Source organism: Microbacterium xerophyticum, from assembly GCF_053543555.1.
This window is the reverse complement of record NZ_JBLVOB010000004.1, coordinates 48,484-61,528: the sequence shown is the minus strand read 5'-3', so window position 1 is coordinate 61,528 and position 13,045 is coordinate 48,484. Positions and strand designations below refer to the sequence as shown.

Genomic DNA, 13,045 nt, shown 5'->3' with positions numbered 1-13,045 from the left:
ATGCCCCACCGCGCTGCCGGGGCTCCGCGCACGCCGGCCGAGGGGCCTCCGCGGAGGCGCGACACGCCCGGGTTTGCGTAAGTGAAATCCGGCTGGCAGAATAGACAGGTTCCACATTCCGGCGGTGCGCTTTTGCGCCCATCGGATCACCACCAGGGCAGTGCATAGGCGGCGTCATCTCCTCGGAGATCGCGCGCAGGGACCTAGGCCGCGGGTGGCAGAACAGCAACCACCTCCTCACGGAGGTTCTGCCGTGCGTCGAAAGTCGTGCGGGTTGACAGAAGAACAGTGGTGCCCTTCATCGGGTCCGAGCCGGAGACGGCGCGGCTTCGACGAGGACAAGTGCCGAGGCGCGAACAGCGTCGACGTGCGTCCAATGCCCCTGGGTCACCCGGCCCAGGACGGTAAGACGCCTTATAGAGAGTGAACAGACAAATGGCGGGACAGAAAATCCGCATTCGCCTGAAGTCGTATGACCACGAGGTCATCGACTCATCGGCGCGCAAGATCGTAGACACCGTGACCCGTGCGGGCGCGACTGTCGTCGGCCCGGTGCCGCTTCCGACCGAGAAGAACGTCGTGTGCGTCATCCGGTCGCCCCACAAGTACAAGGACAGCCGCGAGCACTTCGAGATGCGCACCCACAAGCGTCTGATCGACATCGTCGACCCGACGCCCAAGGCAGTCGACTCGCTGATGCGTCTCGACCTTCCGGCTGACGTCAACATCGAGATCAAGCTCTGAGGATCGACATGGCTGACATCAACGCAAAGATTTCAAAGGGAATGCTGGGCACCAAGCTCGGCATGACCCAGGTGTGGAACGCGGACGGCAAGCTCGTCCCCGTCACCGTCATCGAGCTGGCACCGAACGTGGTCACCCAGATCCGCACGCCCGAGAAGGACGGCTACAACGCTGTTCAGATCGCGGCTGGCCAGATCGACCCGCGCAAGGTCAACAAGCCCCTCACGGCCCACTTCGAGGCTGCCGGCGTCACGCCGCGCCGCCACGTCACCGAGATCCGCACTGCGGATGCTGCTGATTACTCACTCGGTCAGGAGCTCACGGTCGACGGTCTCTTCGAAGCCGGCCAGCTCGTCGATGTCGTCGGCACCAGCAAGGGCAAGGGCACCGCGGGTGTCATGAAGCGCCACAACTTCAAGGGCGTCTCGGCATCGCACGGTTCGCACCGCAACCACCGCAAGCCCGGCTCGATCGGCGCATCGTCGACCCCGAGCCGCGTCTTCAAGGGAATGCGCATGGCCGGCCGTATGGGCGGCGAGCGCGTTACCGTTCTCAACCTGACGGTGCACGCCGTCGACACCGACAAGGGACTGCTGCTCGTCAAGGGCGCCGTTCCCGGTGCTCGTGGTCGCATCGTCTACGTCCGCAACGCAGTGAAGGGGGCCTAGTCCATGGCTGACTCGTCTCTCGCGCTCGACGTCCTCAAGGCCGACGGCAAGAAGGCTGGCTCGATCGAGCTGCCCGCCGCGCTCTTCGACGTCAAGACGAACATTCCGCTCATCCACCAGGTCGTCGTCGCACAGCTCGCTGCGGCTCGCCAGGGCACCCACTCGACCAAGCGTCGCGGTGAGGTATCCGGTGCCGGCCGCAAGCCCTTCAAGCAGAAGGGCACGGGTAACGCCCGTCAGGGATCGATCCGCGCGCCGCACATGACCGGCGGTGGCATCGTCCACGGACCCAAGCCGCGCGACTACTCGCAGCGCACACCCAAGAAGATGATCGCGGCCGCCCTGCTGGGTGCGCTCAGCGACCGCTTCCGCGGCGAGCGTCTGCACGCCATCGAGTCCTTCGGCATCGACGGTGCGCCTTCGACGAAGACCGCCGTGAGCTTCCTCACGACCGTCGTCTCGTCGAAGAACGTCCTGCTCGTGATCGAGCGCGGCGATGACATCACCACGAAGAGCATTCGCAACCTCGCGAACATCCACGTGCTGACGTACGACCAGCTCAACGCCTACGACGTGCTCGTCTCCGACGACATCGTCTTCACCAAGGCCGCGCTCGAGGGCTTCATCGCCTCGAAGACCGGCGCAACCGAGGAGGTCTCGGCATGACCGAGCAGGTAAGCGCCCTCCAGTCGGCGTTCAACAAGGACCCCCGCGACATCATCCTGAAGCCGGTCGTCTCTGAGAAGAGCTACTCGCTGATCGACGAAGGCAAGTACACCTTCCTCGTCGACCCGCGTGCTACGAAGACCGAGATCAAGCTCGCCATCGAGAAGATCTTCGGCGTCAAGGTCGCGTCGGTCAACACGATCAACCGCGTCGGCAAGGCCCGTCGCACCCGCTTCGGCACGGGAAAGCGCAAGGACACCAAGCGCGCCATCGTGAGTCTGAAGTCGGGCACCATCGACATCTTCACGGCAATCGGCTGATCCGGGGGATAAAGGACAATCATGGCTATTCGCAAGTACAAGCCCACGACCCCGGGTCGCCGCGGCTCGTCGGTGGCTGACTTCGCCGAGATCACTCGATCGACGCCGGAGAAGTCGCTGCTGCGCCCGCTCTCGAAGACCGGTGGTCGCAACAACCAGGGCCGCATCACGACCCGTCACATCGGTGGTGGCCACAAGCGCCAGTACCGTGTCATCGACTTCCGTCGCAATGACAAGGACGGCGTCAACGCCAAGGTCGCTCACATCGAGTACGACCCCAACCGCACCGCACGCATCGCACTGCTGCACTACTTCGACGGCGAGAAGCGCTACATCATCGCGCCGAACAAGCTGAACCAGGGCGACATCGTCGAGTCGGGTGCATCGGCTGACATCAAGCCGGGCAACAACCTGCCGCTGAAGAACATCCCGACCGGTACCGTGATCCACGCGATCGAGCTCCGTCCGGGTGGCGGCGCGAAGCTGGCTCGTTCGGCCGGCGCGTCCGTCCGACTGGTCGCCAAGGACGGCATCTACGCCCAGCTGCGTCTCCCCTCGGGTGAGATCCGCAACGTGGATGCACGCTGCCGCGCCACGATCGGCGAGGTCGGCAACGCCGAGCAGTCGAACATCAACTGGGGCAAGGCCGGCCGTAACCGCTGGAAGGGCATCCGCCCGACCGTGCGCGGCGTGGCCATGAACCCCGTCGATCACCCGCACGGTGGTGGTGAGGGTAAGACCTCCGGTGGTCGTCACCCTGTCACCCCCTGGGGCCAGGCAGAGGGTCGTACCCGTCACGCCAACAAGGAAAGCGACAAGTACATCGTGCGTCGTCGCACCGCCGGCAAGAAGCGTAAGTAGGAGTAGAAGAAGATGCCACGGAGTCTCAAGAAGGGCCCCTTCGTCGACGAGCACCTGCTTCGCAAGGTCGTCGTGCAGAACGAAGCCGGTTCCAAGAACGTCATCAAGACCTGGTCTCGCCGGTCCATGATCATCCCGGCCATGCTGGGTCACACGATCGCGGTCCACGACGGTCGCAAGCACATCCCTGTGTTTGTCACCGAGAGCATGGTCGGACACAAGCTGGGCGAGTTCGCGCCCACCCGCACCTTCCGCGGCCACGAGAAGGACGACAAGAAGGGCCGTCGCCGCTGACGCGGGGACGATAGAGGAGAGAGAAATGGTGGAGTCCATCGCACGCGTGCGACACATCCGCGTGACCCCTCAGAAGGCTCGTCGTGTCGTCGCGCTCATCAAGGGCAAGCAGGCCCAGGAAGCTCTTGCGATCCTGAAGTTCGCAGCACAGAGCGCCAGTGAGCCGATCTACAAGCTTGTCGCGTCGGCCATGGCCAACGCGCAGGTCAAGGCGGATCGCGACGGCGAGTACCTCGACGAGCAGGACCTGTACGTGGTCAACGCGTACGTCGACGAGGGCACGACGCTCAAGCGTTTCCGCCCCCGCGCACAGGGTCGCGCTTTCCAGATCAAGAAGCGCACGAGCCACATCACGGTCGTGCTCTCGACGCCGGAGGCTGCTGTCGCAGCCGACGGCGAAAGCAAGAAGAAGGCGAGCAAGTAATGGGACAGAAGGTAAACCCGTACGGCTTCCGCCTCGGAATCACCACGGATCACGTCTCGCGCTGGTTCTCGGACTCGACCAAGGCCGGTCAGCGCTACGCCGACTACGTGGCTGAGGACATCAAGATCCGCAACCTGCTCAAGACGCAGCTCGACCGCGCCGGTGTCTCGAACATCGAGATCGAGCGCACTCGTGACCGCGTCCGCGTCGACATCCACACCGCCCGTCCGGGCATCGTGATCGGTCGCCGTGGTGCAGAGGCCGAGCGGATCCGTGGCGACCTCGAGAAGCTCTCGGGCAAGCAGATCCAGCTGAACATCCTCGAGGTCAAGAACCCCGAGGCAGACGCTCAGCTCGTCGCGCAGGGCATCGCCGAGCAGCTCTCTGCTCGAGTGGCGTTCCGTCGCGCGATGCGCAAGGGCCTCCAGGGCGCGCAGCGCGCTGGTGCCAAGGGCATCCGCATCCAGGTCTCCGGCCGCCTCGGCGGCGCCGAGATGAGCCGTTCGGAGTTCTACCGCGAAGGCCGTGTGCCGCTGCACACGCTGCGCGCGAACATCGACTACGGCTTCTACGAGGCACGCACCACCTTCGGCCGCATCGGCGTGAAGGTCTGGATCTACAAGGGTGATCTCACCGCCAAGGAGCTTGCTCGCGAGCAGGCCAACCAGAAGCCTTCGCGTGACCGTGGCGGCGACCGTCGTCGTGGCCCGCGCAACGAGGCACCTGTTGCAGAAGGAGCGTCGGCATAATGCTCATCCCCCGTAAGGTCAAGTTCCGCAAGCAGCACCACCCGGGTCGCTCGGGTCACGCTACCGGCGGCACGAAGGTCTCCTTCGGCGAGTTCGGCATCCAGGCACTCACGCCCGCTTACGTGACCAACCGTCAGATCGAGGCAGCTCGTATCGCGATGACGCGTCACATCAAGCGCGGTGGCAAGGTGTGGATCAACATCTACCCGGACCGTCCGCTCACCAAGAAGCCTGCTGAGACCCGCATGGGTTCCGGTAAGGGTTCGCCTGAGTGGTGGGTCTCCAACGTCAAGCCGGGTCGCGTCCTCTTCGAGGTCGCAGGCGTCAGCGAGGAACTTGCTCGCGAAGCACTGACCCGAGCCATTCACAAGCTGCCTCTCAAGGCACGCATCATCAAGCGCGAGGAGGGCGACGCGTAATGGCGATCGGCACCAAGGAGCTCGCTCCGGCAGAGCTCGACACGTTCGAAGACCAGCGCCTCGTCGAGGAGCTGCGTAAGGCCAAGGAGGAGCTTTTCAACCTCCGTTTCCAGTCGGCCACCGGCCAGCTGGAGAGCCACGGCCGCATCCGCGCCGTCAAGCGCGACATCGCGCGCCTGTACACCGTGATCCGCGAACGCGAGCTGGGCATCCGTGCGACGCCTGCTCCCGTCGAGGCTCCGGCCAAGAAGGCGTCCAAGTCGAAGGCGAAGAAGTCCGAGGATGCCTCGGCTGACGCCGAAGGGAAGGCTGAGTAATGGCCACCAAGAAGGAAGCGGAAGCTCCCGTCTCGCACGACGTGCGCGACGAGAACGCTCGCGGTTACCGCAAGACGCAGCGTGGTTACGTCGTCAGCGACAAGATGGACAAGACCATCGTCGTCGAGGTCGAGGACCGCGTGAAGCACCCGCTCTACGGCAAGGTCATCCGCCGTACCGAGAAGCGCAAGGTGCACGACGAGACCAACTCGGCGGGCATCGGCGACCTCGTTGTCATCAGTGAGACCCGTCCGCTCAGCGCCACCAAGCGCTGGCGTCTGGTCGAGATCGTCGAGAAGGCCAAGTAAGCCTCCGGCTTACTGAAGGAGTAATAGTGATTCAGCAGGAATCCCGCCTCAAGGTCGCCGACAACACCGGCGCGAAGGAGCTGCTCACGATCCGCGTCCTCGGTGGCTCACGCCGTCGTTACGCAGGTCTGGGTGACACCATCGTCGCCACGGTGAAGGACGCGATCCCGGGCGGCAACGTCAAGAAGGGCGACGTCGTCAAGGCGGTCATCGTCCGCACCAAGAAGGAAGTCCGTCGTCCGGACGGCTCCTACATCAAGTTCGACGAGAACGCCGCCGTCATCCTGAAGACCGACGGGGAGCCCCGTGGCACCCGTATCTTCGGACCGGTCGGTCGTGAGCTTCGCGACAAGAAGTTCATGAAGATCGTCTCGCTCGCGCCGGAGGTTATCTGATCATGGCGAAAATCAAGAAGGGCGACCTGGTTCAGGTCATCTCGGGCGCCAAGCCCGAGCGCGGCGGCGACCGCGGCAAGCAGGGCAAGGTCCTCGAGGTCCTCGCTGAGCGCAACCGCGTCATCGTCGAGGGCGTGAACTACGTCACCAAGCACACCCGCGTCGGCCAGACCCAGCGTGGCACCAAGACGGGCGGCATCGAGACCATCGAAGCCCCCATCCACATCTCGAACGTCGCAGTCGTCGACCCCGAGACCAAGAAGCCGACCCGTGTCGGTCACCGGGTCGAGGAGCAGACCAAGGACGGCGTCAAGCGCACCGTCCGCGTGCGTTACGCGAAGAAGAGCGGTAAGGACCTCTGATGAGCACCGACACTGCCGCGCAGGCTGGCAAGATCCAGCCGCGCCTGAAGCAGAAGTACAAGGCCGAGATCCAGCAGAAGCTGCAGGACGAGTTCGGCTACAAGAACGTGATGCAGATCCCCGGCCTCGTCAAGGTCGTCGTCAACACCGGTGTCGGTGAGGCGGCTCGCGACAGCAAGGTGATCGATGGCGCGGTCGAGGACCTCACCAAGATCACCGGCCAGAAGCCGATCGTCACGAAGGCCCGCAAGTCCATCGCGCAGTTCAAGCTGCGTGAGGGTCAGGCCATCGGCGCGCACGTCACCCTCCGTGGTGACCGCGCGTGGGAGTTCGTCGACCGCCTCGTGTCGCTCGCACTGCCCCGCATCCGCGACTTCCGCGGTCTGTCGGGCAAGCAGTTCGACGGCAACGGCAACTACACGTTCGGTCTCCAGGAGCAGAGCGTGTTCCACGAGATCGACCAGGACAAGATCGACCGCGTCCGTGGATTCGACATCACTGTCGTGACCACGGCGAAGACGGACGACGAGGGTCGCGCTCTGCTGCGTCACCTCGGATTCCCCTTCACGGCCGACGACGCCAAGGCGTGATGCTCGGAACCCCCGTCCGGTCGGGCGGGGGTTCCGCATGCGCTTACAATTGAAGATTGCGAATCATAGAAGGTCGTCTGTCGTGTAACGGCAGCCGAAACCTCATGAACAAAGGAAAACACCCATGACAATGACAGACCCGGTCGCAGACATGCTGACCCGTCTGCGCAACGCGAACTCGGCACACCACGATTCCGTGTCCCTGCCGTCGAGCAAGCTCAAGACGCACATCGCCGACATCCTCCAGCAGGAGGGCTACATCTCCGGCTGGGAGGTCACCGACGCGCGCGTCGGCCAGAACCTCACTCTCACGCTGAAGTACGGCCCCAACCGGGAGCGTTCGATCGCGGGCATCAAGCGCGTGTCGAAGCCCGGTCTTCGTGTCTACGCGAAGTCCACCGAGCTGCCCACGGTCCTCGGCGGCCTCGGCGTGGCCATCCTGTCCACTTCCTCCGGTCTTCTCACCGACCGTCAGGCTGAGCAGAAGGGCGTGGGCGGAGAAGTTCTCGCCTACGTGTGGTAATTCGAAATGTCGCGTATTGGACGACTTCCCATCTCGATCCCCTCGGACGTGACCATCTCGGTCGACGGCCGTGCGGTCGCGGTGAAGGGCCCCAAGGGTGAACTCACCCTGAACGTGGCCAGCCCCATCGACGTCGCGATCGAGGACAACCAGGTGGTTGTCACCCGTCCCGACGACGAGCGCGAGTCCCGGTCGCTTCACGGCCTGACCCGCACGCTCATCAACAACAACATCATCGGCGTGACCCAGGGCTACACCAAGGGTCTTGAGGTCGTCGGCACCGGTTACCGCGTGCAGCAGAAGGGCAGCTCGGTCGAGTTCGCCCTCGGCTTCTCGCACCCCGTGCTGGTCGACCCGCCGGCCGGTATCACTTTCACGGTCGAGGGCAACAACAAGCTCACCGTGAGTGGCATCGACAAGCAGGCTGTCGGCGAGGCAGCTGCCAACATCCGCAAGATCCGCAAGCCCGAGCCGTACAAGGGCAAGGGCGTGCGCTACGCCGGCGAGAACGTGCGTCGCAAGGCCGGAAAGAGTGGTAAGTAACCATGGCTCTCAAGTCAAAGTCTGACGCCCGCGCGCGTCGTCACGCACGCCTTCGCAAGAAGGTCATCGGCACCGAGGCGCGTCCGCGTCTGGTCGTCAACCGTTCGGCCCGCCACGTCTTCGTCCAGCTGGTCGACGACAGCAAGGGCCACACCGTCGCCTCGGCGTCCACGCTCGAGACCGAGCTGCGCTCGTTCGACGGTGACAAGACCGCCAAGGCACGCAAGGTCGGCGAGCTCGTCGCCGAGCGTGCGAAGGCAGTCGGCGTCACCGAGGTCGTCTTCGACCGCGGTGGCAACCGCTACGCAGGCCGCGTCGCGGCCATCGCCGACGGCGCCCGTGAAGGGGGGCTGGCACTGTGAGTGACAACAAGGAGAACGAAGTGACCGAAACGGCTGCTGCTGCTCCCGAGACGGCCGCTGCCTCGACCACTGAGGCAGCTGAGCCCGCTCGCGATCAGCGCGAAGGCCGCCGCGGCGGCCGTGACCGAGGCCAGGGTGGCCGTGACCGCAACTCGCGCGATCGTGGCGACAACCAGTTCCTGGAGCGCGTCGTCACCATCAACCGCGTGTCGAAGGTCGTGAAGGGTGGACGTCGGTTCAGCTTCACCGCCCTCGTGGTCGTCGGTGACGGCAACGGACTCGTCGGTGTCGGCTACGGCAAGGCCCGCGAAGTGCCCCTGGCGATCTCCAAGGGCGTCGAAGAGGCCAAGCGCAACTTCTTCCGCGTGCCGCGCGTCGGAACCACGGTTCCGCACCCGGTGCAGGGCGAAGCTGCCGCCGGTGTCGTGCTTCTGCGTCCGGCTGCCGCCGGTACCGGTGTCATCGCCGGTGGACCAGTGCGCGCCGTCCTCGAGTGCGCCGGCATCCACGATGTCCTCTCGAAGTCGCTCGGCTCGTCGAACACGATCAACATCGTGCACGCGACCGTCGCGGCGCTCAAGAGCCTCGAAGAGCCTCGTGCAGTCGCGGCTCGTCGCGGCCTCGAGTACGACGCCGTCGTTCCGGACATCATCATCCGCAACGAGGCAAAGGCCGCCGCTGCGGCCGCAGCGAAGGTAGGTGCCTGATGGCTGCCCGTCTGAAGGTGACCCAGATCAAGTCCAAGGTGAGCGAGAAGCAGTATCAGCGTGACACGCTGCGCAGCCTCGGTCTGAAGCGGATCGGCGACAGCACCGTCCGCCCCGACGACGCGCAGACGCGCGGTTACGTCAAGACCGTCGCACACCTCGTCAAGGTTGAGGAGATCGACTAATGGCTGAGAAGAACGACGCCGTCGAGGCCGAGAAGGCCCCGAAGAAGGCCGCCGCTCCCAAGGCTGCTGCCGCGAAGAAGGCTCCGGCCAAGGCCGCCGCCGACAAGGCTCCGGCGAAGGCCGCAGCCTCGAAGGCAGCGGACAAGCCGGCTGCGAAGAAGCCGGCTGCCAAGAAGGCAGCGCCGAAGGCGGATGCTCCGGCATCCCGCCCCGGTGTGCTCAAGGTGCACCACCTGCGTCCGGTTCCCGGCGCCAACACCGCGAAGACCCGTGTCGGTCGTGGTGAGGGCTCCAAGGGTAAGACCGCGGGTCGTGGCACCAAGGGCACCAAGGCCCGCAACACCGTTCGCGTCGGCTTCGAGGGTGGGCAGATGCCTCTGCACATGCGCACCCCGAAGCTGCGCGGGTTCAAGAACCCGTTCCGCGTCGAGTACCAGGTCGTGAACCTGGAGAAGCTCGCGGAGCTGTACCCGTCCGGTGGCGACGTCACCGTGAGCGACCTGGTCGCCAAGGGTGCTGTTCGCAAGAACGAGAAGGTCAAGGTTCTCGGAAACGGCGACATCGCCGTGAAGCTCACCGTCTCGGTCGACAAGGTCTCGGGTTCTGCCGAGCAGAAGATCGTGGCTGCGGGCGGATCCGTCAAGTAACCACTGCGCAAGCGGGGCCGGAGATTCTCCGGCCCCTCTCGTGCGTTACCCTGGTCTTTCAGCCTTTCCTCCGCGGAACGGCAACCTTTCAGGAGGAACGCCCTTGTTTAGCGCTATCGCGCGGATCTTCCGCACGCCCGACCTGCGTCGGAAGATCGGTTTCACTTTGGCGATCATCGCCATCTACCGGCTCGGATCGCATGTGCCGGCCCCGTTCGTGCATTTCCCGAACGTCGAGGAGTGCCTGCGACTGAACGCCGGCACAGAGGGCCTGCTGAGCCTCGTCAACCTGTTCTCCGGCGGCGCGCTGCTGCAGCTGTCGATCTTCGCGCTGGGCGTCATGCCGTACATCACCGCGACGATCATCACGCAGCTCCTTCGCGTGGTCATCCCGCACTTCGAGGCGCTGCACAAGGAAGGCCAGGCCGGCCAGGCGCGCCTGACCCAGTACACGCGTTACCTCACGATCGCTCTCGCACTGCTGCAGTCGACGACTCTAGTCACCGTGGCACGCAGCGGTCAGCTGTTCGGCACCACCGACATCGCCGCATGTCAGCAGCTGCTGACCAATGACGTCTGGTGGGCGCAGCTGCTCATCATCATCGCGATGACCGCCGGCACCGGCCTCATCATGTGGTTCGCCGAGCTCGTCACCGAGCGCGGCATCGGCAACGGCATGTCGCTGCTCATCTTCACCTCGATCGCTGCGACCTTCCCCGCGGCCATGTGGGCGATCTTCGAGTCCAACGGCCTGGAAGTGTTCCTGCTGGTGCTCGCCGTCGGCGTCGTCGTCACCGGCCTCGTCGTCTTCGTCGAGCAGTCGCAGCGGCGCATCCCCGTGCAGTACGCCAAGCGCATGGTCGGACGACGCACGTACGGCGGCACGAACACGTACATCCCGATCAAGGTCAACATGGCCGGCGTGATCCCGATCATCTTCGCGTCGTCGCTGCTGTACATCCCGATGCTCATCGCGCAGTTCAACACCCCGCAGGACGGCTCGGAGCCGGCCGCGTGGGTCGTGTGGATCTCGCAGAACTTCACGACAGGGGACCAGCCGCTCTACATGGCTGCGTACTTCCTGCTGATCATCGGCTTCACGTACTTCTACGTCGCGATCACGTTCAACCCGGTCGAGGTCGCCGACAACATGAAGAAGTACGGCGGATTCATCCCCGGCATCCGTGCCGGTCGTCCGACCGCCGAGTACCTGGACTTCGTGCTCACCCGCATCACGTTCCCCGGGTCGATCTACCTCGGCCTGATCGCACTCATCCCGTTGATCGCTCTGGCCACCGTCGGCGCCAACCAGAACTTCCCGTTCGGCGGCGCCTCGATCCTCATCATCGTGGGTGTGGGGCTGGAGACCGTCAAGCAGATCGACGCTCAGCTCCAGCAGCGCCATTACGAAGGGCTTCTCCGTTGACAGCATCCGCTCGAATTCTCATCGTCGGTCCCCAGGGCTCAGGCAAGGGCACGCAGGGCGTGCGCATCGCAGAGGCGTTCGATGTCCCGGTGGTCTCCACCGGTGACATCTTCCGTGCGAACATCAAGGGCGGCACCGCCCTCGGAGCGCAGGTCAGCGAGATCACCGCTCGCGGCGACCTCGTGCCGGATGAGCTGACGAGCGAGATCGTGCGCGATCGGCTTTCCCAGGACGACGCGGCGTCGGGCTTCGTGCTCGACGGCTACCCGCGCAACGCCGTGCAGGTCGGTCACCTCGACACGTTCCTCGGCGACCGCGGCGAGTCGCTGGATGCGGTCATCCTGCTGGATGTCCCCCGCGAGGAGAGCATCGGACGCCTGCAGCTGCGCGCGCACGAGCAGGGCCGGGCGGATGACACCGTCGAAGGCATCGCGCACCGCCTGGACATCTACGAGAAGGAGACGGCTCCGATCCTCGACGTGTACGGCGAGCGAGGCATCGTCGACCGGATCGACGGTGTCGGATCGCTCGACGAGATCACGGAGCGCATCTTCGCTGCACTGGCCGCCCGCGGCCTCGCCGTCGCTGTCTGATCGCCTGACCGCCATGTTCCGCCGATCGATCTACAAGACGCCTGCGCAGCTGCAGGCCATGGTCGAGCCGGGGCTCATCACCGCTGCGGCGCTCGACGCTGTACGACCGTTGATCCGTGCCGGTGTCACGACGCTCGAGCTCGACACGATCGCGAACCGCACCATCCGTGCGCGCGGGGCGGAGTCGAACTTCCAGCTGGTGCGCGGGTACCACCACACGGTCTGCGTGTCGGTGAATCACGAGGTGGTGCACGGCATCCCCGGTGATCGCGTGCTGCAGGCCGGCGACATCGTGTCGGTCGACTGCGGAGCGCAGTTCCAGGGCTGGAACGGCGACAGCGCCATCACGGTGGTCGTTCCGGACGAGACCCGTCCCTCCCTGGTCGCGATGCGCGAAGAGCTGTCGCGCGTGACCGAGGGGTCGATGTGGGCGGGAATCGCCGCCATGGCGACCGCCGGGAACATCGGCGAGATCGGCGCGGCCATCCAGGGGTACATCGAGGCGCAGGGCGACTCGGAGGTCTCGGGGGAGACCTACGGCATCCTGCGCGAGTACGTCGGCCACGGCATCGGACGCAAGATGCACGAGGCGCCGAGCGTCTTCAACTACCGCACGCCCGACCCCGGACCGGACGTCAAGCCCGGACTGGTGCTGGCGATCGAGCCCATGGTCACGGCCGGCGGCGAGGCGACGTACATCGAGGACGACGACTGGACCGTCTCGACCGTCGACGGCAGTGACGGCTCGCACTGGGAGCACAGCGTCGCCCGCCACGCGGACGGCATCTGGGTGCTGACGGCGCCCGACGGTGGCGCTGCGGGCCTCGCCCCCTTCGGCGTGACCCCCACGCCCCTGGCGTAGCCCCCGGCCCGCCCCCGCCCGACCTCGCCCGCCCCTTCGAGATTCCGCCGAGACCGAGTTGGCGGCGTGAGACCGAGTCG

The 13,045-nt window shown here is 65.3% G+C and carries 23 protein-coding genes; all 23 read left to right on the top strand.

What is annotated here, in order from left to right; genetic code table 11:
* Positions 1-435 precede the first annotated feature (435 nt).
* The 23 genes from rpsJ to map all read left to right on the top strand — a co-directional run bounded on the left by rpsJ (position 436) and on the right by map (position 12,965).
* Positions 436-744, top strand: coding sequence for a 30S ribosomal protein S10 (gene rpsJ / locus ACNPNP_RS02900; protein WP_030147986.1), 309 nt, complete (start codon positions 436-438; stop codon positions 742-744).
* A gap of 8 nt (positions 745-752) precedes the next feature.
* Entirely contained in the window at positions 753-1,412 is a 660-nt protein-coding gene (gene rplC / locus ACNPNP_RS02895; RefSeq protein WP_188434545.1) for a 50S ribosomal protein L3, read from the top strand.
* 3 nt (positions 1,413-1,415) lie between these two features.
* Positions 1,416-2,078 (top strand): 50S ribosomal protein L4, encoded by a 663-nt coding sequence (rplD, locus tag ACNPNP_RS02890; RefSeq protein WP_448964563.1) that lies wholly within the window; start codon positions 1,416-1,418, stop codon positions 2,076-2,078.
* Positions 2,075-2,398, top strand: a complete 324-nt coding sequence (rplW, locus tag ACNPNP_RS02885; protein ID WP_234001507.1) for a 50S ribosomal protein L23 — start codon at positions 2,075-2,077, stop codon at positions 2,396-2,398. Before rplD ends, rplW begins: the two co-directional genes overlap by 4 nt.
* 21 nt (positions 2,399-2,419) lie before the next feature.
* Positions 2,420-3,259 (top strand): 50S ribosomal protein L2, encoded by an 840-nt coding sequence (gene rplB, locus ACNPNP_RS02880; RefSeq protein ID WP_234001508.1) that lies wholly within the window; start codon positions 2,420-2,422, stop codon positions 3,257-3,259.
* A gap of 12 nt (positions 3,260-3,271) precedes the next feature.
* The gene (gene rpsS, locus ACNPNP_RS02875) at positions 3,272-3,553 is read left to right on the top strand and encodes a 30S ribosomal protein S19 (protein WP_234001509.1); all 282 of its coding nucleotides are present in this window, start codon (positions 3,272-3,274) and stop codon (positions 3,551-3,553) included.
* Between the two features lie 25 nt (positions 3,554-3,578).
* Positions 3,579-3,977: a 50S ribosomal protein L22 gene (gene rplV / locus ACNPNP_RS02870; protein ID WP_234001510.1), complete on the top strand. Its 399-nt coding sequence runs from the start codon at positions 3,579-3,581 to the stop codon at positions 3,975-3,977.
* Entirely contained in the window at positions 3,977-4,726 is a 750-nt protein-coding gene (gene rpsC, locus ACNPNP_RS02865; RefSeq protein ID WP_448964562.1) for a 30S ribosomal protein S3, read from the top strand. The genes rplV and rpsC overlap by 1 nt, the downstream gene beginning before the upstream one ends.
* Positions 4,726-5,145, top strand: coding sequence for a 50S ribosomal protein L16 (gene rplP, locus ACNPNP_RS02860; RefSeq protein ID WP_234001512.1), 420 nt, complete (start codon positions 4,726-4,728; stop codon positions 5,143-5,145). Before rpsC ends, rplP begins: the two co-directional genes overlap by 1 nt.
* Positions 5,145-5,462, top strand: coding sequence for a 50S ribosomal protein L29 (gene rpmC, locus ACNPNP_RS02855; protein WP_033106060.1), 318 nt, complete (start codon positions 5,145-5,147; stop codon positions 5,460-5,462). Before rplP ends, rpmC begins: the two co-directional genes overlap by 1 nt.
* On the top strand, positions 5,462-5,770 hold the full coding sequence (gene rpsQ / locus ACNPNP_RS02850; protein ID WP_036324786.1) for a 30S ribosomal protein S17: 309 nt from the start codon (positions 5,462-5,464) through the stop codon (positions 5,768-5,770). Before rpmC ends, rpsQ begins: the two co-directional genes overlap by 1 nt.
* Positions 5,771-5,796: 26 nt before the next feature.
* The gene (gene rplN / locus ACNPNP_RS02845; RefSeq protein WP_033106061.1) at positions 5,797-6,165 is read left to right on the top strand and encodes a 50S ribosomal protein L14; all 369 of its coding nucleotides are present in this window, start codon (positions 5,797-5,799) and stop codon (positions 6,163-6,165) included.
* A 2-nt stretch (positions 6,166-6,167) separates the two neighbouring features.
* Positions 6,168-6,527: a 50S ribosomal protein L24 gene (gene rplX, locus ACNPNP_RS02840; protein ID WP_033106062.1), complete on the top strand. Its 360-nt coding sequence runs from the start codon at positions 6,168-6,170 to the stop codon at positions 6,525-6,527.
* Entirely contained in the window at positions 6,527-7,117 is a 591-nt protein-coding gene (gene rplE / locus ACNPNP_RS02835; protein ID WP_033106063.1) for a 50S ribosomal protein L5, read from the top strand. The genes rplX and rplE overlap by 1 nt, the downstream gene beginning before the upstream one ends.
* A gap of 124 nt (positions 7,118-7,241) precedes the next feature.
* Positions 7,242-7,640: a 30S ribosomal protein S8 gene (gene rpsH / locus ACNPNP_RS02830; protein WP_259062283.1), complete on the top strand. Its 399-nt coding sequence runs from the start codon at positions 7,242-7,244 to the stop codon at positions 7,638-7,640.
* Between the two features lie 6 nt (positions 7,641-7,646).
* Positions 7,647-8,183, top strand: coding sequence for a 50S ribosomal protein L6 (gene rplF / locus ACNPNP_RS02825; protein ID WP_448964561.1), 537 nt, complete (start codon positions 7,647-7,649; stop codon positions 8,181-8,183).
* 2 nt (positions 8,184-8,185) lie between these two features.
* Positions 8,186-8,545 (top strand): 50S ribosomal protein L18, encoded by a 360-nt coding sequence (rplR, locus tag ACNPNP_RS02820; protein WP_448964560.1) that lies wholly within the window; start codon positions 8,186-8,188, stop codon positions 8,543-8,545.
* On the top strand, positions 8,542-9,252 hold the full coding sequence (gene rpsE / locus ACNPNP_RS02815) for a 30S ribosomal protein S5 (protein ID WP_448964559.1): 711 nt from the start codon (positions 8,542-8,544) through the stop codon (positions 9,250-9,252). Before rplR ends, rpsE begins: the two co-directional genes overlap by 4 nt.
* Positions 9,252-9,437 carry a 50S ribosomal protein L30 gene (gene rpmD / locus ACNPNP_RS02810; RefSeq protein WP_259062281.1) on the top strand — a complete coding sequence of 62 codons (186 nt, stop codon included), beginning with the start codon at positions 9,252-9,254 and terminating at the stop codon, positions 9,435-9,437. Before rpsE ends, rpmD begins: the two co-directional genes overlap by 1 nt.
* Positions 9,437-10,084: a 50S ribosomal protein L15 gene (gene rplO / locus ACNPNP_RS02805; protein WP_448964558.1), complete on the top strand. Its 648-nt coding sequence runs from the start codon at positions 9,437-9,439 to the stop codon at positions 10,082-10,084. The genes rpmD and rplO overlap by 1 nt, the downstream gene beginning before the upstream one ends.
* 103 nt (positions 10,085-10,187) lie before the next feature.
* Entirely contained in the window at positions 10,188-11,510 is a 1,323-nt protein-coding gene (gene secY, locus ACNPNP_RS02800) for a preprotein translocase subunit SecY (protein WP_448964557.1), read from the top strand.
* The gene (locus tag ACNPNP_RS02795; RefSeq protein WP_448964556.1) at positions 11,507-12,103 is read left to right on the top strand and encodes an adenylate kinase; all 597 of its coding nucleotides are present in this window, start codon (positions 11,507-11,509) and stop codon (positions 12,101-12,103) included. Before secY ends, ACNPNP_RS02795 begins: the two co-directional genes overlap by 4 nt.
* Positions 12,104-12,116: 13 nt before the next feature.
* A complete protein-coding gene (gene map, locus ACNPNP_RS02790) occupies positions 12,117-12,965 on the top strand; it encodes a type I methionyl aminopeptidase (protein ID WP_448964555.1) in 849 nt (282 codons plus the stop codon).
* Positions 12,966-13,045: the final 80 nt, after the last annotated feature.

What these genes read in the sequence shown, in the direction of transcription:
- rpsJ (WP_030147986.1), top strand. Translation starts at nt 436, where the DNA reads ATGGCGGGACAGAAAATCCGCATTCGCCTGAAGTCGTATGACCACGAG.
- rplC (WP_188434545.1), top strand. Translation starts at nt 753, where the DNA reads ATGGCTGACATCAACGCAAAGATTTCAAAGGGAATGCTGGGCACCAAG.
- rplD (WP_448964563.1), top strand. Translation starts at nt 1,416, where the DNA reads ATGGCTGACTCGTCTCTCGCGCTCGACGTCCTCAAGGCCGACGGCAAG.
- rplW (WP_234001507.1), top strand. Translation starts at nt 2,075, where the DNA reads ATGACCGAGCAGGTAAGCGCCCTCCAGTCGGCGTTCAACAAGGACCCC.
- rplB (WP_234001508.1), top strand. Translation starts at nt 2,420, where the DNA reads ATGGCTATTCGCAAGTACAAGCCCACGACCCCGGGTCGCCGCGGCTCG.
- rpsS (WP_234001509.1), top strand. Translation starts at nt 3,272, where the DNA reads ATGCCACGGAGTCTCAAGAAGGGCCCCTTCGTCGACGAGCACCTGCTT.
- rplV (WP_234001510.1), top strand. Translation starts at nt 3,579, where the DNA reads ATGGTGGAGTCCATCGCACGCGTGCGACACATCCGCGTGACCCCTCAG.
- rpsC (WP_448964562.1), top strand. Translation starts at nt 3,977, where the DNA reads ATGGGACAGAAGGTAAACCCGTACGGCTTCCGCCTCGGAATCACCACG.
- rplP (WP_234001512.1), top strand. Translation starts at nt 4,726, where the DNA reads ATGCTCATCCCCCGTAAGGTCAAGTTCCGCAAGCAGCACCACCCGGGT.
- rpmC (WP_033106060.1), top strand. Translation starts at nt 5,145, where the DNA reads ATGGCGATCGGCACCAAGGAGCTCGCTCCGGCAGAGCTCGACACGTTC.
- rpsQ (WP_036324786.1), top strand. Translation starts at nt 5,462, where the DNA reads ATGGCCACCAAGAAGGAAGCGGAAGCTCCCGTCTCGCACGACGTGCGC.
- rplX (WP_033106062.1), top strand. Translation starts at nt 6,168, where the DNA reads ATGGCGAAAATCAAGAAGGGCGACCTGGTTCAGGTCATCTCGGGCGCC.
- rplE (WP_033106063.1), top strand. Translation starts at nt 6,527, where the DNA reads ATGAGCACCGACACTGCCGCGCAGGCTGGCAAGATCCAGCCGCGCCTG.
- rpsH (WP_259062283.1), top strand. Translation starts at nt 7,242, where the DNA reads ATGACAATGACAGACCCGGTCGCAGACATGCTGACCCGTCTGCGCAAC.
- rplF (WP_448964561.1), top strand. Translation starts at nt 7,647, where the DNA reads ATGTCGCGTATTGGACGACTTCCCATCTCGATCCCCTCGGACGTGACC.
- rplR (WP_448964560.1), top strand. Translation starts at nt 8,186, where the DNA reads ATGGCTCTCAAGTCAAAGTCTGACGCCCGCGCGCGTCGTCACGCACGC.
- rpmD (WP_259062281.1), top strand. Translation starts at nt 9,252, where the DNA reads ATGGCTGCCCGTCTGAAGGTGACCCAGATCAAGTCCAAGGTGAGCGAG.
- rplO (WP_448964558.1), top strand. Translation starts at nt 9,437, where the DNA reads ATGGCTGAGAAGAACGACGCCGTCGAGGCCGAGAAGGCCCCGAAGAAG.
- map (WP_448964555.1), top strand. Translation starts at nt 12,117, where the DNA reads ATGTTCCGCCGATCGATCTACAAGACGCCTGCGCAGCTGCAGGCCATG.